This is a genomic window from Melioribacter sulfuriphilus, from assembly GCF_051488685.1.
Lineage (GTDB): Bacteria > Bacteroidota > Ignavibacteria > Ignavibacteriales > Melioribacteraceae > Melioribacter.
On the sequence record NZ_JBPSEH010000008.1, the window covers coordinates 172,025 to 191,887 of the forward strand.

Annotated in this window: 21 protein-coding genes; 20 read left to right on the forward strand and 1 reads right to left on the reverse strand. The window is 37.3% G+C overall.

Annotated features, from left to right (window positions below; genetic code table 11):
• Positions 1-57: 57 nt before the first annotated feature.
• The 10 genes from ACSSV9_RS12115 to ACSSV9_RS12160 all read left to right on the forward strand — a co-directional run bounded on the left by ACSSV9_RS12115 (position 58) and on the right by ACSSV9_RS12160 (position 7,759).
• Positions 58-1,938 (forward strand): sensor domain-containing diguanylate cyclase, encoded by a 1,881-nt coding sequence (locus tag ACSSV9_RS12115; RefSeq protein WP_437347514.1) that lies wholly within the window; start codon positions 58-60, stop codon positions 1,936-1,938.
• A 6-nt stretch (positions 1,939-1,944) separates the two neighbouring features.
• Positions 1,945-3,108, forward strand: a complete 1,164-nt coding sequence (locus ACSSV9_RS12120; RefSeq protein WP_437347515.1) for a phosphopentomutase — start codon at positions 1,945-1,947, stop codon at positions 3,106-3,108.
• Positions 3,101-3,409, forward strand: a complete 309-nt coding sequence (locus tag ACSSV9_RS12125; RefSeq protein ID WP_437347516.1) for a hypothetical protein — start codon at positions 3,101-3,103, stop codon at positions 3,407-3,409. The genes ACSSV9_RS12120 and ACSSV9_RS12125 overlap by 8 nt, the downstream gene beginning before the upstream one ends.
• Positions 3,399-3,797, forward strand: a complete 399-nt coding sequence (locus ACSSV9_RS12130; protein WP_437347517.1) for a PIN domain-containing protein — start codon at positions 3,399-3,401, stop codon at positions 3,795-3,797. Before ACSSV9_RS12125 ends, ACSSV9_RS12130 begins: the two co-directional genes overlap by 11 nt.
• A gap of 20 nt (positions 3,798-3,817) precedes the next feature.
• Complete coding sequence (locus ACSSV9_RS12135; protein WP_437347584.1) at positions 3,818-4,081, forward strand: EutN/CcmL family microcompartment protein; 264 nt, start codon at positions 3,818-3,820, stop codon at positions 4,079-4,081.
• Positions 4,082-4,092: 11 nt separating this feature from the next.
• On the forward strand, positions 4,093-4,362 hold the full coding sequence (locus ACSSV9_RS12140) for a EutN/CcmL family microcompartment protein (protein ID WP_437347518.1): 270 nt from the start codon (positions 4,093-4,095) through the stop codon (positions 4,360-4,362).
• 16 nt (positions 4,363-4,378) lie between these two features.
• On the forward strand, positions 4,379-5,233 hold the full coding sequence (locus tag ACSSV9_RS12145; protein ID WP_437347519.1) for a sigma-70 family RNA polymerase sigma factor: 855 nt from the start codon (positions 4,379-4,381) through the stop codon (positions 5,231-5,233).
• A 7-nt stretch (positions 5,234-5,240) separates the two neighbouring features.
• A complete protein-coding gene (locus ACSSV9_RS12150; protein WP_437347520.1) occupies positions 5,241-5,915 on the forward strand; it encodes a C40 family peptidase in 675 nt (224 codons plus the stop codon).
• 76 nt (positions 5,916-5,991) lie between these two features.
• On the forward strand, positions 5,992-7,386 hold the full coding sequence (fumC, locus tag ACSSV9_RS12155; RefSeq protein ID WP_437347521.1) for a class II fumarate hydratase: 1,395 nt from the start codon (positions 5,992-5,994) through the stop codon (positions 7,384-7,386).
• A complete protein-coding gene (locus ACSSV9_RS12160) occupies positions 7,367-7,759 on the forward strand; it encodes a hypothetical protein (protein WP_437347522.1) in 393 nt (130 codons plus the stop codon). Before fumC ends, ACSSV9_RS12160 begins: the two co-directional genes overlap by 20 nt.
• Here the strand turns inward: ACSSV9_RS12160 and ACSSV9_RS12165 are convergent.
• Positions 7,756-8,370 carry a YqaA family protein gene (locus ACSSV9_RS12165; protein ID WP_437347523.1) on the reverse strand — a complete coding sequence of 205 codons (615 nt, stop codon included), beginning with the start codon at positions 8,368-8,370 and terminating at the stop codon, positions 7,756-7,758. The two genes, ACSSV9_RS12160 and ACSSV9_RS12165, sit on opposite strands and share 4 nt — an antisense overlap.
• A gap of 377 nt (positions 8,371-8,747) precedes the next feature.
• Here ACSSV9_RS12165 and ACSSV9_RS12170 point away from each other — a divergent pair, with 377 nt between their 5' ends.
• From ACSSV9_RS12170 to ACSSV9_RS12215, 10 genes are all read left to right on the forward strand, one after another.
• Positions 8,748-10,571, forward strand: a complete 1,824-nt coding sequence (locus ACSSV9_RS12170) for an AMP-dependent synthetase/ligase (RefSeq protein WP_437347524.1) — start codon at positions 8,748-8,750, stop codon at positions 10,569-10,571.
• 163 nt (positions 10,572-10,734) lie between these two features.
• Positions 10,735-12,780 (forward strand): methionine--tRNA ligase, encoded by a 2,046-nt coding sequence (metG, locus tag ACSSV9_RS12175; protein WP_437347525.1) that lies wholly within the window; start codon positions 10,735-10,737, stop codon positions 12,778-12,780.
• 15 nt (positions 12,781-12,795) lie between these two features.
• Positions 12,796-13,764 carry a DNA-methyltransferase gene (locus ACSSV9_RS12180; protein WP_437347526.1) on the forward strand — a complete coding sequence of 323 codons (969 nt, stop codon included), beginning with the start codon at positions 12,796-12,798 and terminating at the stop codon, positions 13,762-13,764.
• A gap of 20 nt (positions 13,765-13,784) precedes the next feature.
• Complete coding sequence (locus tag ACSSV9_RS12185) at positions 13,785-15,752, forward strand: peptidylprolyl isomerase (protein WP_437347527.1); 1,968 nt, start codon at positions 13,785-13,787, stop codon at positions 15,750-15,752.
• Entirely contained in the window at positions 15,721-16,551 is an 831-nt protein-coding gene (locus ACSSV9_RS12190; RefSeq protein ID WP_437347528.1) for a hypothetical protein, read from the forward strand. Before ACSSV9_RS12185 ends, ACSSV9_RS12190 begins: the two co-directional genes overlap by 32 nt.
• On the forward strand, positions 16,548-17,813 hold the full coding sequence (locus ACSSV9_RS12195; protein WP_437347529.1) for a peptidylprolyl isomerase: 1,266 nt from the start codon (positions 16,548-16,550) through the stop codon (positions 17,811-17,813). Before ACSSV9_RS12190 ends, ACSSV9_RS12195 begins: the two co-directional genes overlap by 4 nt.
• A gap of 12 nt (positions 17,814-17,825) precedes the next feature.
• Complete coding sequence (locus ACSSV9_RS12200) at positions 17,826-18,821, forward strand: AAA family ATPase (RefSeq protein ID WP_437347530.1); 996 nt, start codon at positions 17,826-17,828, stop codon at positions 18,819-18,821.
• Between the two features lie 249 nt (positions 18,822-19,070).
• The gene (locus ACSSV9_RS12205; RefSeq protein ID WP_437347531.1) at positions 19,071-19,328 is read left to right on the forward strand and encodes a hypothetical protein; all 258 of its coding nucleotides are present in this window, start codon (positions 19,071-19,073) and stop codon (positions 19,326-19,328) included.
• Positions 19,312-19,590, forward strand: a complete 279-nt coding sequence (locus ACSSV9_RS12210) for a hypothetical protein (protein WP_437347532.1) — start codon at positions 19,312-19,314, stop codon at positions 19,588-19,590. The genes ACSSV9_RS12205 and ACSSV9_RS12210 overlap by 17 nt, the downstream gene beginning before the upstream one ends.
• Before the next feature lie 107 nt (positions 19,591-19,697).
• The gene (locus ACSSV9_RS12215; RefSeq protein WP_437347585.1) at positions 19,698-19,859 is read left to right on the forward strand and encodes a hypothetical protein; all 162 of its coding nucleotides are present in this window, start codon (positions 19,698-19,700) and stop codon (positions 19,857-19,859) included.
• The last annotated feature ends 4 nt before the right edge of the window (positions 19,860-19,863 follow it).

Below are 19,863 nucleotides of genomic sequence, written 5' to 3' on the forward strand. Positions count from 1 at the left end.
AATTTCAGAAAACTTTATTATTATTGAATCAAAATTGTAAAAATTCTGAGCTAAGAGATGGGTATATCGTCGAAGTACAAAAAAAGAATTCTGACATTTATGTTAATACCCATCCTTTTAACCATCCTTTTTCTTACCGATGATTTTTTAACGAGAATTATTACCAGTTTAATTCTGGTAATATATATTGGATTTATAATTTTTCTACGTGATAACACTAAAGAAGTGTCCGAAGAGACTCACGATGAACCAATCCCATCATCAAGAACAGAAGAGTCGCTCGATCTCAATACAGATCATCAAACAGATGAGGGAGAAGGATTTAAGATTGTTTCGAATGTCAAAAGGATCGAAGTATTGACTACGGAAAATATGCGTGCCTATTTCCCTCCTAATAAAGGTCACCGTGAAGTTTTTAAACCATCCGATATCAAAGAAAATTTTCAAAAGATTGCGCTGGAAGAACTGCCGAAAGACGTTAGCCACGACGAACAATTCGGTTTCCTTCTTGAAAAAATATTGAGCGTATTGAAAGACGCCTTCATAGCTCACACGGCAGCATTTTTCTGGTACAACAAAAAACGACAACGTCTGACGCTCGAACGGTACGTGTCGAGTTCCTCAGCAATAACGCGTCAAAAGTTCGATCTCGAAGACGATATTCTCGGTAAGATAATTCAAAATGAAGAACCTGAACTATTGACTGACATTTCACCTAATGCAGAATCCGACGTTATCCGTTATTACAACGTTCCTCAGGGCATTAAAAGTTTTGTCGGTGTGCCTCTCTTCTACGGAAAAAATCTAACTGGGCTACTCGTACTTGATTCAAAAGATAAAGACGCTTTCGGTATTGAACAAATTTATTCTCTTGGAAAAATTGTAAGAGTCATCTCAATTATCATATCGCTTTTTGAAGACAAATTCTCGGAATCGCAAGCCGAACAGCGACTTAAAGCCCTGACAGAAATTTTGGAGAAAGACAGAAAATTCGAATCGGAAAAAGACATTTTTGAAGTGCTCGATAAAACAGTCGAAAAATTGCTTGACTGGGATGTCTTTACGTTTGTTCTTTATAATCCACTCGAACAAAAATTTAAGACTTCGCGTATTATCAACAAAACCTCATTGAAATACGTTGGCGAAAATCTGGAAGTGGAACTCAAAGATACGCTGGTCGGAAAATCAATTATGAGTTCTATTCCAGTTAAAATTGACGACACTACTCAAATAGACCTGCCACGATTTAACAGGAATGAGGACGTAAGTTTCGACGGCTCGTTTTTGGCGATACCGCTTATCTACGACGAGCAAAATTATGGAGTGTTATGTTTCGAGAGCCTCAAAAAAAATTATTATTCGAACAGTGAAGTTACATTTGTCAAGAATGCTACTAAAATTTTTGCATTTATTCTTTATTCACACGCATCGATTAATGTATTGAAAAACTTACTTGCCCACGATGTCGAGACAAAAGTTTTAAATTACCAGTCGTTTATAGAACGTTTAACTGTTGATCTGGTTCGTAGCAAAGAACTTGCATTGCCTGGTGCACTTGCCCTAATTAAAATCGATGATTTTATCGAAGAAGATTCGCTCTTCGATGGTAATCCATTTCCAAAAGTTTTGAAAGCTATCTCACAAATGATCCGTGATGAAATGACACCAATGAATTTAATTGGTCGTTTAAGTGAAAGGGTTTTTGCCGTTTACTTTTTCAATACGGCACCTAAAGACGTTTTCCTGTGGGCTGAGAAACTTCGTATTAAAGTGGCACGTAAGCCAATTTCGGTAGTTTCGAAACAGACAACTTTTACAATCTCGGTGGGTGTTGCTTCCACAACAAACAAAACGGATGTTGGTGAAATATTGTCCAATGCCGAGTTGGCGCTCAATAAAGCCCTCGAAAAAGGAGGGAACACCGTAAAAAGTTTGTGACAGTTTGTGGAAAATTTTATTGTAATAGTTTTAGACGGCGTAGGCATCGGAGAACTGCCAGATGCTTCAAGATACGGCGATCAGGGCAGCAATACTCTGGCAAACATGGCTGAATACGTGGGCGGCTTGAATTTGCCCAATCTCCAAAAGCTCGGTCTGGGCAATATCGAGTCGGTCAAAGGAATCGAGCCAGTTGACTCACCGTTAGCTTCTTTCGGTAAAATGATGGAAGTATCCATCGGTAAAGATTCAACAACAGGCCACTGGGAACTGGGCGGATTACATATTGATAAAGAATTTCCTCTCTATCCAAATGGATTTCCTCAATCTATTATCAATAAATTTATCGAAGAAACTGGAGTCGAAGGAGTTCTTGGTAACATTCCCGCTTCAGGCACAGAAATTATCGAAAGGTTAGGAGAGGAACATTTGAGAACTTCATTCCCAATAGTTTATACTTCTGCCGATTCCGTATTTCAAATTGCAGCTCACGAAGAAGTAATACCATTAGATAGACTTTATGAAATCTGCGAAATCGCAAGAAAAAATGTATTAACAGGTAAAGATGCAGTTGCGCGTGTTATTGCTCGTCCTTTTATCGGCACACCGGGAAAATTTACACGAACGACAAATCGAAAAGATTTCTCTCTCGATCCTTTCGGATATACCATTCTCGATTACTTATATTATAATAAAATTGATACGATTGCTATTGGTAAAATAAACGACTTATTTAATTACAGGGGAATAAAAATTGGTTACAAAACCAGATCAAATTCGGAAGGAATGGATAGGCTCCTGCAGGTGAGTGCGAATGTCAAATCTTCGTTTATTTTTGTAAATCTGGTCGACTTCGATGTCTACTATGGTCACCGAAACGACCCGTATGGTTTTGCAAGTGCTCTGAAAGAATTCGACGAATTTTTGCCGTTGCTCTTAAATCAGCTTGATTCCAGCGATCGTTTAGTCATTACTGCAGATCACGGAAACGATCCTACGACTCCGAGCACAGACCACAGCAGAGAATACGTTCCTTTACTTTTTTATTCAAAAGATGAAATAGCGCGCAATCTTGGTATTAGAAATACATTTGCAGACGTAGCCCAAACTGTAGCCCATTATTTCAAAGTTAACAACGATTTGAAAGGAAAAAGCTTTTTGTATGAATAAAGATAATTTAACGGAATTAATTTCATGTGCGGCACAACTTAACAAAGACAACACGGTAACATTAAGCGAATATGCCATTAAGCAAATTAATGATAAAAAAATTACCGAATTTTTTGTTACAATATTTTACGATGCAAGAAAGCTTGCAATACTCGAAGGTTATTCAGAAGAGCTTTTTGACAGAATTCAAAAAACTCAGGGAATTCCATATTCCACAGTTTATGATTTTTTAAGGACGAAGGGAAGTTTAAAAAAGGAAAATTTCGGGAAGGAATTCGTTTGGTATGAACATGGAAAATAAGAGAGAACATTATTTAATCGATACTGATATTTTGATAGAATACCTTGAGAGCGATGCAAGTGAGGATTCGATACTGGAAATTCTGATGAGACGAGGTATTTGTTTTACTACGGTAATAAATTCGGCTGAACTTTTTTTCAATTCGAACAACCAGGTGCGGGAAGAAGCGGTGAAACGTCTGCTCTCGGCGTTGAAAGTACTTGGCTTAAATTCAAGATATAGTTTGAACATTTCAAAATTTTTTAATAAAGTTGCGGGCGTCCGTGAAGCTTTAATTTGTTCTGTGGCATTAAACAACAAATTGCCATTGGTCACAAGACAGGTAGAAAAGTATTCGAATTCTGGCATCGAAATAATAGACGCGGCAAAAATTAAAACAGGGAGGTAGTTCTGCTACTCGGAAAGGTAATAGGAACAGTTTGGTCAACACGCAAGGACGAAAATCTTGTGGGCGCAAAATTTCTGATTGTCCGTGAATTGAATCTCGACTTAACGCCAAAAACATCAACGATAATAGCTGTCGATTCGGTGGGTGCAGGCATCGGCGAAACGGTTTTAGTAGCGCAGGGTAGTTCGGCACGACAAACAACTTTTACCAAAAACAAACCCGTTGACGCAGTAATTATGGCTATCGTCGATAAACTTGACGTCGCAATTAGCGATAATAAGTAGGTATTCTTTCTATGCACCTTGGAAAAGTAATTGGAACAATATGGGCTACAAGAAAATACGACGCCATTACAGGTTATAAAATGCAACTAATTCAACCTGTTAACTACAATCTGGAAAATATCAGTAGTCCTATTATAGCGCTCGATACTGTAGGTGCCGGACCTGGTGAAATTATTTTTTACGTAACCGCAAGCGAAGCTGTTATTCCGCTCGATGTAGAAATGGCTCCTGTCGACGCTTCGATTGTAGGTATTGTGGATTCTATTAATACTGATAAATAGATAGGGGAGAGGAACCTTGAAAATCACAAAACAATTTACAAACCGTGAAAGTATTTCTCTCGACAAATACCTGCAAGAAATCGGTAAAGTTGAATTGCTTACTCCAGAAGAAGAAATTGAACTTGCGATTAAAATAAAAAAAGGTGACCAGAAAGCTCTGGAAAAACTGGTCAAAGCAAATCTGAGATTTGTAGTCTCTGTTGCAAAGCAGTATCAAAATCAAGGCTTGTCACTTGGTGATTTAATTAACGAAGGTAATCTGGGATTGATTAAAGCAGCCAAGCGTTTCGATGAAACTCGTGGCTTTAAATTTATTTCATATGCAGTCTGGTGGATTCGTCAATCGATTCTTCAGGCGCTTGCCGAACAATCGAGAATTGTACGACTTCCACTCAATAGAGTAGGTGCACTCAATAAAATTGGTAAAGCCTACAGCAACCTGGTTCAGGAATTCGAAAGAGAACCGAATGCCGAAGAATTAGCTGAACAATTGAACATGGATGTTTCGGAAGTAGCAGACGCTATTAAAAATGCCGGCAGACATGTTTCAATGGACGCTCCTTTCAGTCAAGGTGAAGAAAATAGTCTGCTCGACGTCTTACCAAATGATGAAGTACCTTCGCCCGACCAAACCTTAATGTCGGAATCCCTGAAAAAAGAAATTGAAAGAGCGCTTTCAACATTGACCGATAGAGAAGCTGAAGTTATAAAACTTTATTTCGGACTCAACGGCGAACATTCTCTTACACTTGAAGAAATTGGCGAAAAGTTTAATCTTACGCGTGAGAGAGTTCGTCAGATTAAGGAGAAAGCAATTCGCCGTCTCAGACATACATCCAGGAGTAAAAACTTAAGAGCATATCTGGGATAATAATCGAATGTTCGGAAAAATAGTTATATCTCTTTTACTCATCTTTTCTATTATGATGACAGGGTGTGCTTCCACTTCATCTTCTGTAAGATACAATAAATCGACGGAGAAAAAAGAAGAAGTAAGTAAAAATCCAAGATTCACTTCAGAAGAGGATTCAAAAATTGATTCAGTAAGTTTGAGCACACCTGTTCAGAATAAGGAAATAGACGAATTTGACGAATTCCCCGAGGAGATAAATTCAGTAGACGTTAAGGAATTTATCGATGATTATAGAACATCGATAAGCTCCGAAGTGCCTCTTTCCTTCAGAGAAAAATTACTTCTCGAAGTCATAAAATATATTGATGCTCCATATAAATACGGTGGTAACTCCGATAGAGGCATCGATTGCTCGGCATTTACAAAGCAAGTATTGAGTGCTTTCTCAGTGGATTTACCTCGCACAGTCAGGGAACAATTCACGATAGGTATGAGTGTGGCTGAAAATGAATTGAAATTTGGTGACCTTGTGTTTTTCAATACTTCGAGGCGAGCTTACCCCGGCCATGTGGGAATTTATCTCGGGAACAGGGAATTTATCCATTCAAGTAGAACTTTAGGAGTGACAGTCTCTTCTCTCGACGAAACTTATTATAAAAAAAGATATGTCGGTGCCCGTCGACTTCCCCTCGCTCAATAACTTTTTGTGACCATTGCAATAATTTACACATTCCATTAATTTGTTGTACGTATTTAAAATATCATAGGAGTTGAAAATGGACTACAGAATTGAATCTGACAGCATGGGAGAAATTAAAGTCCCTTCAGACAAATACTACGGAGCGCAAACGGCAAGGTCGTTACAAAATTTTAAAATCGGGGGTGAACGATTTCCATTCGAATTAATTAGAGCGCTCGCAATTGTAAAAAAAGCCGCCGCATTAACCAATAATGAATTGGGTCTTTTACCCAACGAGAAAAAGGAATTAATAATTGAAGCTGCCGACGAAGTTATCGAAGGAAAATTAAACGATCATTTCCCACTGGTTGTCTGGCAAACTGGAAGCGGAACTCAGACAAATATGAATGTAAACGAAGTTATATCGAATCGAGCAATTGAAATTGCCGGAGGTAAGCTCGGCAGTAAAACACCAATTCACCCAAACGACGACGTAAACAAATCCCAATCCACAAATGATGCTTTTCCTACTGCTATTCATATTGCTGCAGTTGAAGAAGTTCATCGCCGTTTGATTCCGATGTTAACAAAATTAAGAGATGCCTTAGAGGAAAAATCGAAAGAGTTTGCCTCGATAATTAAGATCGGAAGGACACATTTAATGGACGCTACTCCATTAACGCTCGGGCAGGAATTTTCGGGTTATGCGCAACAATTAACAAATGGATTAGCAAGAATTAACGATGCTTTAAATCGGCTTTATGAAATACCTCTGGGAGGAACAGCTGTAGGTACGGGATTAAATACGCATCCGGACTATGCTGTTAAAGCTGCACAAAAAATTTCTGAGCTTACTGGCAAACCGTTCCGTACTGCTCCGAATAAATTCGAGGCCATGGCAGGTAAAGATGCTCTTGTTGAATTCAGCGGGGTTTTGAAAACAATAGCAGCCTCATTAATGAAAATAGCAAATGATATACGCTGGCTCGGTTCAGGTCCTCGTTGCGGAATTGGTGAAATTATTTTGCCTGCTAACGAGCCTGGAAGTTCAATTATGCCAGGCAAAGTGAATCCGACTCAATCAGAAGCAATGACAATGGTATGTGCACAAGTATTTGGCAACGACGTTACTATTAACTTTGCAGGCGCAAGCGGTAATTTTGAACTCAACGTTTTCATGCCAGTAATCGCCTTCAATATTTTACAATCAATTCGTCTATTAGCTGATGCATGCGAGAGCTTTACGGATAATTGTGTCGTTGGAATAGAACCGAATCATGAAGTCATCAACAAACATCTGAATAATTCTCTTATGCTCGTAACAGCTCTTAATCCTGTTATTGGATACGACAACGCAGCTAAGGTGGCTAAAAAGGCTTACGCTGAAAACAAAACCCTGAAACAGGCTTCTATTGAATTGGGGTTGTTAACGGCAGAGGAATTTGACAAGTATGTAAGACCGGAAAATATGGTTGGTCCGAATAAAAAATAATAGATTAAAAGGGGCTGCCCACATTTATGGCAGCCTGTTTATTATGAAAGAATTGATATTAAATATTTATGTTGAAATCCAGAACAAAAACGTCGTCGGTTTCCGGGCAATTTCATATGAAGCTGAGGGTACGGACACCGAAAAAATAAATTTTTTGAAACAACAGGCGCGTAGCGACTACGAACGAGCAATCAGTTTCGAAGCGCCCACAAACGACGATGGAAACTTCATTTCGTACAAAAAATTTTCGCGCCTCGAATCTAGGGGATATCACTATAAACTCTACGAAGAAATATTTGACTATTTTGGTGTCCCGGACAATCCCTTAATTTGCGTAACTCCCGTTGTCGACGGTAAGATACTCGCAGATTAAATCAGGTATTTTATTGCTACAAATCCACCAATTAGCAATACCGTAAATAGAATAGCCAGGATATTGAAATACTTATCGATAAACGTTCTGATTTGTTCGCCGAATTTCCATATTAATCCTGCAACCAGAAAAAAACGAAGTCCTCTACCAACCACTGAGGCAACAATGAAAAGAAGAAAATTGATATCGAAAGCACCACCTGAAATTGTAAATACTTTATAAGGGATGGGTGTAAAACCGGCGGTAAAAATTATCCAGAAGTTCCATTCGTTATAGAGGTTGCGTACGTTAAAAAATAATTCTTTTGTAAAGCCAGGAACATTGGCAAAGAAGAAATTGGCTAAAGAGGAAAAATTTTCGGGCGAATCCCACCATAAATAGTGACCTAATCCAAATCCCGCTGCAGCGCCAAATACAGAAGCTACTGTACAAATTAAGGCAAAACGGAAAGCTTTTTCTCTTGAACCGAGTACCAGAGCAATTAATAAAGCATCGGGCGGAATCGGGAAAAAAGAAGCCTCGGCAAATGCCAGTACAAATAATGCTGCCGCTCCATACCGAGTTTCCGACCAATGAAGTACCCAATCGTATAATCTTCTTAGAAATTTCATATAAAATAAATTTTAATCCGTAATTATAGCAAAAATATTGTCAGGATAAAATCATTGATGAAGCGGGTGATCGAGAAATAAGCTGGAATAAATATTTCAAATCGCAAAAAAAATTTGCCGCTTCAGGAGTGAAAACTTTTTTGAATGACTTACGGCATCAGAAAGTTATGGCGGACAAAACTGTAGTAATAAAAATTAATGGCACAATACTGCCGGAAAGGTAAAGAAGAGAATTGTGTTATTATTACTTATTGCACTAAGTAACAATTTGAAAAGTAGATAAAAAGTAATACTTCAAATTAATATTGGCCATTAGAATTTGATTGCCTTTTTTATTCTGTCAGTTTATCTTGTAATAAAATATTTTGGGGAATGATATGCCAATTATAAAAGACTTTAAAACAATTCCTGAATTATTTCACATCGTAGCTGTAGAATTTGGTAAGGGTAAGGATAAGCCGGCATTCAAATACAAGGATAAGGACAGGTGGATAGACATAAAATACGATCAAGTGTATGAAGTAACCGAACTGCTGGCTTGTGGTCTGGCTTCGTTAGGAATCAAAAAAGATGATAAGATTGCAATTATTTCAGAAAACAGACCTGAGTGGGTTTATGCCGATATGGCTATATTGGGACTTGGAGCTATCGATGTTCCTCTTTACCCGATATCGACAGCCGATACAATCGAGTATATTCTTAATAATTCCGAATCTGTGGGCATTTTCGTTTCAAATAAATTCCATCTAAATAAAATTTTGAAGATAAAAGACAAATGCAGACATCTTAAATTCATAATTGTGATGAACAATGCCGAAAAATCGCCAGATAAAGGAGTTTATGCTTTTGAAGATATTTTAAATATGGGAAAAGTATTTCGAATGGAAAATCCTGGATATTTCAAGGATAAATGTGAACTCGTAGAAGAAAATCAACTTTGCACTATTATATACACATCTGGAACTACAGGCGAGCCGAAAGGAGTAATGCTTACGCATAAAAATATTGTTTCGAATATTAAAGCAGCACACGAAGTTTTCGATATCAATGAAAACGATATTTTCCTTTCTTTCCTTCCGTTGTGTCATATTTTCGAAAGGATGGCAGGGTATTATACTGCATTTTCGTGCGGCGGAACAATTGCCTATGCTGAGTCAATTGAAAAAATTGCGTCGAATATGCTTGAAATACGACCGACAATTATGACAGCCGTGCCCAGGCTATTCGAAAGAATGTACACAAAAATTAAAAGGAACGTTGAAAATCAATCAGTAAAGAAACAGAAAATATTTAATTGGGCAATCGAAACAGGTAAAGAATATCAATTAGCAAGAAAATCTGGGCAACCGGTACCCATTTCATTGACTTTGAAGCATAAATTGGCAGACAAACTTGTTTTGTCGAAGTTGCGCGAGAGAACGGGCGGAAGAATGAGATTCTTTATTTCTGGTGGCGCAGCTTTAGCCCGCGAGCTCGGAATATTTTTCGAGGCTGCAGGTATTCTTATAATCGAAGGTTATGGTTTGACCGAATCTTCTCCCGTCATTGCAGTTAACAGATTAAACGACTATAAATTCGGAACTGTGGGAAAGCCTTTGCCCGGCGTTGAAGTTAAGATTGCTAAAGACGGCGAAATTCTTGCTCATGGACCAAACATCATGCAGGGATATTATAAAAATAAAAAAGAAACTGAAGAAGCAATAAAAAACGGCTGGTTACATACCGGCGATATTGGCGTCTTCGACGCAGAAGGTTTTCTGATTATTACAGACAGAAAAAAGCATCTGTTTAAGACGAGTCAGGGCAAATATATTGCACCGACTCCAATAGAAAGCATGTTCCTTGCAAGTAAATATATCGAGCAATTTGTTATAATAGGCGATCGAAGAATGTTTATCACGGCATTAATTGTCCCCGATTTTGAAGCTTTGAAAGAATATGCCGATGCCAACAGAATTCAATACAAAGACGAAAAAGAACTGGTGAAGATGAAACAAATTTATGAATTGCTCGATAGAGAACTTGAGCAATTTCAAAAGAAACTTTCCTCTTTCGAAAGGATTCGTAAATTCACTCTCCTCGACAAGCCATTTACAATCGAAGACGGCGAGCTGACTCCCTCATTGAAAGTGAAAAGAAAAGTTATTGAAGAAAGATACCGCGATTTAATCGACGAAATGTACAAAGGGCTGGAGGGTTAAACTTATTCACCGATTTAATCTAAGGTTAACGATGGCTCCAATTGTCGGTTGATGTCAATTTCGGGAAGAACTTTATTATTTATCTCATGGTATCCTTTCCCATTCTCACGATTCTTATTCTTGGAAATTTCTTATATTTGTCCTCAATCATTAATAAAAATGAGTGGAAAAATTGAAGAAAGAAAAGGTCTTAGTTACGTCGGCTTTGCCTTATGCCAATGGAAGAATTCATCTCGGACATTTGAGCGGAGCTTATTTACCGGCTGATATTTATGTTCGTTATAAACGACTCAAAGGCGATGATGTGATTTATATTTGTGGTTCCGACGAGCATGGCGTGCCTATTACAATTACAGCGGATAAAGAAAAAGTAAGTCCCAAAGTTATCATCGACAGATACCATGAATTAAATAAACTGGCATTTGAAAAGTTTGGTATGAGTTTCGATATTTATTCGAGAACGAGTATACCGATTCATCATAAAACTGCACAGGAATTTTTCAAATGTTTTTATGATAATGGACTACTCATCGAGAAAAAATCGATGCAGTTTTACGACCCCAAAGCAAAAATGTTTTTACCAGACAGGTACGTTGAAGGTACATGTCCTAAGTGTGGCAACGAAGAAGCCAGAAGCGACGAATGTGAAAAATGTGGCTCGTTATATGAACCTTCCGAATTGAAAAATCCCAAAAGCAAAATATCCGGCGAAACGCCAATATTAAAAGAAACTTCGCACTGGTATTTTCCTCTGGGTAAATTTCAGGAGCGTCTTGAAAAATACGTCGACGAAATGAATAAAAATTACGGCTGGAAAGAAAATGTTCTTCAATATTGCCGCGGTTGGTTTAAAGATGGATTAAAAGACAGGGCTGTAACAAGAGATCTCGACTGGGGAATTAAAGTGCCTCTCGAAAATGCAGAAGGGAAAGTAATTTACGTCTGGTTCGAAGCAGTCCTCGGTTATATCTCTGCTACAAAAGAACTTTCGGAAAAAAGAAATGATCCCGACTTATGGAAAAATTACTGGCAGAATCCAGAAACCAAATATGTTGCCTTCATCGGAAAAGATAATATTGTTTTTCATACAATTATTTTCCCTGCAATGTTGATGGCATGGAACGATTACAATGACGACAAATATATTTTGCCTCAGAATGTTCCGGCAAATGAATTCCTGAATTTTGAAAGTAAAAAATTTTCTAAGTCGCGAGGATGGGGAGTCGATGTGCTGGAATTTCTCGATATGTTTCCTCCCGATCCATTGCGGTATACTTTAGCTGCCAACCTTCCTGAAAATAAAGACACGGATTTTTACTGGAAAGAATTTCAATCGCGAAATAACGGCGAACTTGCCGACATCTTAGGTAATTTTATTAATCGTACTTTTACTTTTGCTTTTAAGCATTTTGAAGGCAAAGTGCCCCCTCTTTATGAGCTTAAGGATATCGACAAAGAGATGATTGAGCTGGTTAAAAGTTATCCTGAAAAAGTAGGCAAGTTAATCGAAAGGTATAAAATCAAGGATGCAGTCTTTGAAATGATGAATCTTGCAAGGGCTGCAAATAAGTATTTTAATGATTCTGAACCGTGGATTACAGTTAAAAAAGACAAAAACAGATGCGCTACAACGATAAATATTTGTCTTAATACAATTTACACTCTGGCAGAAATATTTGAACCAGTTATTCCTTTTACATCTCAAAAAATATTCAACATGCTTGATGCCGAAAAAGTCCCGTGGTATGAATCCGGCCAATTCCATCTTGAAGCTGGCAAAGTATTGAAACAACCTGAAATTCTCTTTACTAAGATCGAAGACAAAATTATTGACCAGCAACTTTCCAAACTCGATTCTGGAGAGACGTCAAATGAAGATGAATTGATTTCGATAGACGACTTTAAGAAAGTTAAATTGATGGTTGCAAAAGTAATTGAAGCCGAAAAAGTACCTAAGAGTGATAAACTTCTAAAATTAAAATTGCATACTGGTAATGACGAAAGACAGGTTGTGGCTGGCATTGCAAAAAGCTACAGTCCTCAAGAATTAATTGGAAAGAATATATTGATTGTTGGAAATTTAAAACCGGCAAAACTATTTGGAATCGAATCGCAGGGAATGATTTTAGCTCTCGATACAGATGAAAAAGAGAGAGTGAAAATAATTGAAATCGATCCTTCAATTTCACCCGGTCGCCTTGCTAAGTAATTATGGATTATTAATATGAAGGCAGGGCAAAAGGCGAAGTCGAGAAACAAGACCATTATTCTTCATGATGATGAATTGAACGGGTACTCGAAAAAGTTACTAAAATTAAATTCTAAAGTCGAAGCAGATTCTTTGATCAACAAAACAATTAACCAGGATTTCTTCGATGCCGTAAAATTTATGCCCGACAATTTCGTAGATCTACTGATACTCGATCCTCCGTATAATTTAAATAAGTCGTTTAACTCAATTAAATTTACTTCTAGAAGTATTGATAAATACGCTGCTTGGATTGAGAAAATTATAATAGCTCTTAAACCACTTTTAAAGAAGAACGCTTCGTTATATTTTTGCAGCGACTGGTACACTTCGATTTCCATTTCGTCGGTACTCAGCAAGCATTTTATAATCCGTAACAGGATTACTTGGGAAAGGGAAAAAGGCCGAGGTTCGGTAAAGAACTGGAAAAATAATTCCGAAGATATCTGGTTCTGCACAATGTCGGATAAATATAAGTTCAATGTAAATGCTGTTAAACTGATTAAAAAAGTTATTGCCCCTTACAGGGATTCGAACGGCCTTCCCAAGGACTGGATAGAATTCGAAAATGGAAATTTCAGATTGACTCATCCTTCGAACCTGTGGACAGATATTTCGATACCGTTCTGGTCGATGTCGGAGAATACAGAGCATCCCACACAAAAGCCTGAAAAATTGATTGCTAAACTTATATTAGCCAGTAGCGAGGTAAACGACATTGTGTTTGATCCTTTTGTCGGTTCGGGTACTACATCAGTTGTCGCAAAAAAACTCGGGAGAAAATATGTCGGCATCGAAGCAGATAATTATTTTGCATGCCTTACAGAAAAGCGATTGGAATTAGCAGAAACAAATTCCGATATTCAAGGTTATAATTACGGTTTTTTCTGGGAACGTAACACCAAACCGTTTCCAATCAATTTTAATGTCAAAAAGAAGCGTTAATAAATAGCGGGAGGAATCTCATGTCGTTAAAATCAGTCAAAATTCTGAGTCTTATTTTTATTATCGTCCTGTCTGCATGCTCTGCTCAAAATTCTAAAATTGTGGTTGCAGAATTTGGTGGTAATAAAATTACGCTGGATGAATTCGAAAAAGCTTACGAAAAAAATGCTGCTCTTGAAAAAAATTCCGACGATTCCCTCGATAGCTATAAGAACTTTCTCGACCTTTATGTTAATTACAGAATGAAATTAAGAGATGCTTTTGTAAGAGGTTACTACCAGGACGAAGATTTAAAAAAAGAATTGACTGATTACAAAGTAAATATCGGCACAACTCTTTATTATGAAAATGAGATTATTAAACCCGGAATTAAAAAACTGTACGATAAACGAAAAGAAGAGTTCAAAATTGCTCATATCATGCTCGTGCCAGATTCAGCACAAACAAGCGAAGATGTGTTTGCCTTAGGTAAGGAATTAATTCAACGAATTAATAACGGCGAAGATTTTGCTGCACTGGCTAAAGAATATTCTAAAGATAAGTTTACAAATAATAAAGGCGGAGAAATTGGTTTCATTACAGCAGGCGATATACCATTCCCGGAAATTGAAGACGCCATTTATGCAACAACTCCTGGTTCTGTTTATCCTCAACCTGTAAAATCGAACTTCGCATATCACATTTTAAAAGTGATCGAAAAACAACCACGTCGCTATATGATCAAAGTTCGCCACATAATGGCTTCTGTAATGGATTCGAATAATGTAATCGATACTGCGGCTTCTTACAAAAAAATTCTCGAAGTTGAGGAAAAGTTGAATAACGGTGGCAATTTTGAAGAACTTGTAAAAGAATTTTCAGACGATAAATTCAGTTCGAAAAAAGGCGGCGACCTCGGTTTTATTGCAAGAGGTAGAATGGTAAGGGAATTTGAAGACGCCGCATTTCAATTAAAAGTGGGTGAACGTTCACCAATTGTAAAAACAAGATTCGGATACCACATTATAGAAGTAACCGAAGAAAAGCCAACTCCCCCAATGGATGATATAAAAGAAGAATTGAAAAACATCTATCAAAAAACACGATACAATTACGACAAAAACAAATTTATCGATAGCCTTAAACAAAAAGCTGGCTTTACGATAGTTCAATCAACAATAGATAAAATTCTGGAAAATGTCGATTCGATGAAAATGGGAGATGATTATTGGAGATGCAAAATACATAATGATTTTGGCAATTTGCCCGCTTTTAAGATCAACGGCAGGGACGTTTCTGTTGACTCGCTATTTAATTTTATGATAACCAAAAAGAAAATATCCAGAGGTAAAGTTGGCGAAACGATAATAAATAATTCTATCGATGAGTACTCCGACGAATTGGCTGTGCGGGACGTAGTATTGAATTACGATAAAGTTAATTCGCAATTTGCTTCTCTGATGGATGAATATGAGAAAGGCGTCTATTTATTTAAGATACTTGACGAAGAAGTCTGGTCGAAAGTTAACATCGACAGTACAATGGTTAAAAATTATTACGAAAAGAACAAAGAGAATTTTAAATGGAACGACAGAGTTCAGTATAGTCAGATACAGGTAAAGTCGGATTCGCTTGCAAATGTAATCTACGAAGAATTGAAAGCAGGAGCCGATTTCGATTCTGTAGCTTCAAAGTATACCCGTTCCACTATTAAATCTGAATTAGTGGAAGTGAAAAACGACGGAAGTCTGGCGGATAAAGCTCTTGAGCTGCGCGAAGCAGGCAAAATTTCAGAGCCCTTTAAATTCAAGGGCAACTGGGTAATAATTAAATTGATTAAACACGAGCCTGCGAGACTCAAAACACTCGAAGAAGCGCGTAACGAAATTACGGGTATCCTGCAGGAAATGGAAAGCAAACGTCTTGAAAACGAATATATCGATAAATTGAAAAAATTGTATCGTCCAAAATATTATTATGATGAACTCGAAAAAATTGTTAAAAAATAGCGTTTTTCTTGCTGTTCTGTTTGCTTTATTGTTTGTAGCATGCGAACAAAAAAAAGAAACAGGCGAAGAAGTAGTGCGTATCGACGACGCTGTGTTGACCGAAGATGAAATTGAAAAAGAAATTGGCAAAGGCGCTTCAAAGTCAATTTATCGAGAACAATTTATTAATAACTGGATCGAAAAAGAAGTGCTCTATCGTAAAGCAATTGAAGAAGGCATTACCAATTCAGATGAGTATATCAGTTTGATTGAAAATTCCAAAAAAGAACTTGCCGCAGCATTGCTGATTAAAAAGTACTTAATGGAAAATCCGCTTGTTATAGAAGAAAATGAATTAATTGATTTTTACAATAAGTACAAACACGATTTCGTGCTTCAGCAGGATGCATATAAATTGAATTATATCTCATTTAATAACGAGGAAAGCGCAAAAGAATTCAGAAGAATATTGATTGAAAGCGATTGGAATAAAGCGCTGAATGTCTTTCGTGACAACGGCTCAATTATTGAAAACGAAACCGATAAACTGTTTTATGATTATCAGATTAATCCCGTCGCTCTAAATCAAATAGTAAAGAACCTCTATGAGAACGAAGTCAGCATTGTAACTGAAGTTAATCCGGGTAAATTTACTGTTATACAATTTTTGAAACGTTTTGACAGGGGTATTATTCCTGAATTCAAAGAGGTGAGAAATATTGTTTACGAACGGTATAAATATTTCAAGCAAAAAGAAAAAATAAAAGAATTCATCGAAGAGTTAATTTCGGAATCCGATATAAAAAGGGAATCAGAATGAAAAAATTATTTTTGTTTTTATTACTCGCATCTGGAATTTATGGGCAACAAGTAGTTGATCGAATTGTGGCTGTAGTGGATGATGATATTATACTTCATTCAGAGCTCGAATTTCGTGCAAATCTGGAAGCGGCACAAAGGCAATTGCCTCGGGTCGATTCGACTTTGCTCAAAAATGTTTTAATGCGTATGGTGGAAGAGAAACTCCTATATGCGCAGGCAGAAATCGATTCGGTAGTAGTATCAGACGATCAGGTAAAAAGTCAACTTGATTACCAGATAAATTATTTCATCCAACAGTACGGTTCCCAGGAAAAACTCGAAGAAGCATACGGAATGCCTGTCGAAAAAATCAAAAGAGTTTTGAGGGAAGACACCAGAAAGAATTTAATGGCTCAAATGCTACAGCAAAAAAAGTTTGGCGAAGTTCAGGTATCGCGTAAAGAAGTGGAAGATTTTTATGAAGCCTACAAGGATTCGCTTGGAATGGTGCCTGAAAAATTTGAATTGTCTCATATATTCCAGAATCCCAGAACGGGAGAACAAACAAAAAAGCGTGCTTATGAATTTGCCAGATCGTTACTCGACAGTTTAATACAAGGAGCCGACTTTGCTTATCTTGCAAAAAAATATTCAGACGATGCGGGCAGCGCTTCAGCCGGAGGCGATCTCGGTTTTGTTAAACGAGGCATCTTTTATCCTCAATTCGAAGCAGCTGCATTTTCCCTTGTACCCAATCAAATTTCGGATATTGTCGAAACACCCGTTGGCTACCATATAATTCAACTTCTTGAAAGAAGAGGTGAAGCGATCCACGTAAGACATATCCTCGTTAAACTTAAAGCAGACGAAGAAGCCGACCTGAGAGCTATCGAATTTCTTAACGAACTCCGTGATAGTATATTAGCCGGCAAAAATTCTTTCGAATATTATGCAAAGAAATATAGCGACGACAAAGAGAGCGCAAAATTCGGTGGTAAACTCGGTATTTTCGAGGCAAGTCAACTCGATAAATCCTTGCTCGATTTAATCTACAAAATGAAAGAGGGCGATATCTCCTATCCAAAAAGAATGGAGATTGACCCTAATTCTTATGGGTACCATATTGTCAAATTAATACGCAGAATACCTCAACATAAACCAAATCTTGAGCAAGATTACGATGAATTAAGTAGATTGGCTGAATATTACAAAAGACAAAAAATTTATAACGAATGGATGCAGGAAATTAAAAAAAGAATCTACTGGGAAATAAGACTTTAATAAGGGAAAGAATTGAAAAATAAAAACAGTAATGCGGTTGATCTTGAACTCGCAGAAAAATTAAGCGAGAAAATTAATAACGTCAGGAAAGAAATATCAAAAGTAATTGTAGGTCAGACTGATATAGTTGATAATTTATTGGTCTCTTTGCTTTCGCAGGGACATTGTTTGCTTATTGGAGTGCCCGGTCTTGCTAAAACATTATTGATCAAGACACTCGCCGAGGTGATGGACTTAAAATTTAGCCGTATTCAATTCACACCCGACTTGATGCCAGGCGACATTACAGGGACTGAAATCATCGAAGAAGACTTAACTTCAAAAAAAAGGAACTTCCGGTTTATAAAAGGACCTTTATTTGCAAATATTGTTCTTGCAGATGAAATTAATAGAACGCCACCTAAAACTCAATCCGCTTTACTCGAAGCCATGCAAGAGCACAGGGTTACAGCTGCTGGCACTACTTACAAACTCGAAGAACCGTTTTTTGTTCTGGCTACCCAAAATCCAATAGAACAGGAAGGTACTTACCCTTTGCCCGAAGCTCAACTCGATCGGTTTATGTTCAGTCTATGGCTCGATTACCCTTCGGTCAGAGAAGAAATAGAAATCATCAAACAAACAACAAGCGATTATTTGCCGCAATTAACAAGAATCATCACATCTGAAGAAATAATTGAATTCCAGAATTTGATTAAACGCGTTCCTGTTGCTGATAACGTTATTGAATATACAGTTAAGTTTGTCAATACTACCCGCCCTGGTGACGGCAAACCAGAATTCATAAACAAATGGGTGAATTGGGGTGCAGGTCCAAGAGCATCGCAATATCTTATTATGGCTGCCAAAACTAAAGCTGTCATTGAAGGCAGATTTACCCCAGGTATAGACGACGTTAATAATTTTCTATATCCCGTACTCAGGCATCGCATAGTTCCTAATTTCTCAGCAGAAGCAGAAGGAATTTCTACTCTCGATATTATTACAAAACTGCAAAATCAGTTATAGCCAATCATCAGATACTGTACCGGAAAAAATGTTGAAAGTCAGAAAACCTGTCCCTCTTCTTTTATGAGCGACATTATTTTTCGCCTGCGCCGAAAATTCGAAAGTATCCGAAAAACATCAATTCAAAAAACTCATACATGATTGTTGCCGATACGCTACAGATAGTTAGATAGTTTCGGGTAAAGTAAAATCTGACAAACCATTACCGATTTACAGGCTAAGTATGCAAGCCATTCTTTTATTTATAAAATGAAGGAAGCAGCGAGAGGTGTTGTCAATTTAAGAAGTATTAAGAGTGGCAATACATATAGTATTTATTTAACAAAAGATTCACTTAACACACCCAGATATTTTGTTTATGACGAAGATATGATTAACTATGTAATCTTTGAATTCGGTGATTCAATTACTGTCACAAGGGGTGAGAAAGAAAAATGTGTAGAATTGAAAGTTTCGAAAAGCAGTATTGTGTATTCTCTTTGCGACACGCTTGAAAAAAAATCTTAATATAGACCAGGCAATTACACTCTCGGATATTTATGCCTGGCAAATCGACTTTTTCAGGATTCAACCGGGTGATAGTTTCAAAGTTTACAGCGAAAACATATATGTAGACGACCAATTAGCTGGAACGAGTAGAATATTAACGGCGCAATTGTTCAAACGAGTGATAGAATCCAATGCATTTTATTTTGAAGATGTAACGAGTCGGATAACTACGACGAAAAAGGTAAAAGTTAAGAAAAACATTTCTGAAAGCATCTCTTAAGTACAGCAGAATTTTATCGAGATATTCAACGCTCGACTGCATCCGATATCAGGACGGGTAAAGCTCACTTGGGGACACATTATGCGGCTTCCATCGATACGCTGATTTTGAGTGTTGGCGATGGAATAGTGATAACTGCGGGTTATACAAAGGGTAATGGAAATTATATGAAGATAAAACACAAATCGGTTTACCCACTCAGTATTTGCTTATGTAGTGTTTTGCAGAATACATTTGTAAAGGAACTTATGTTAAACAAGGACAGGTGATTGG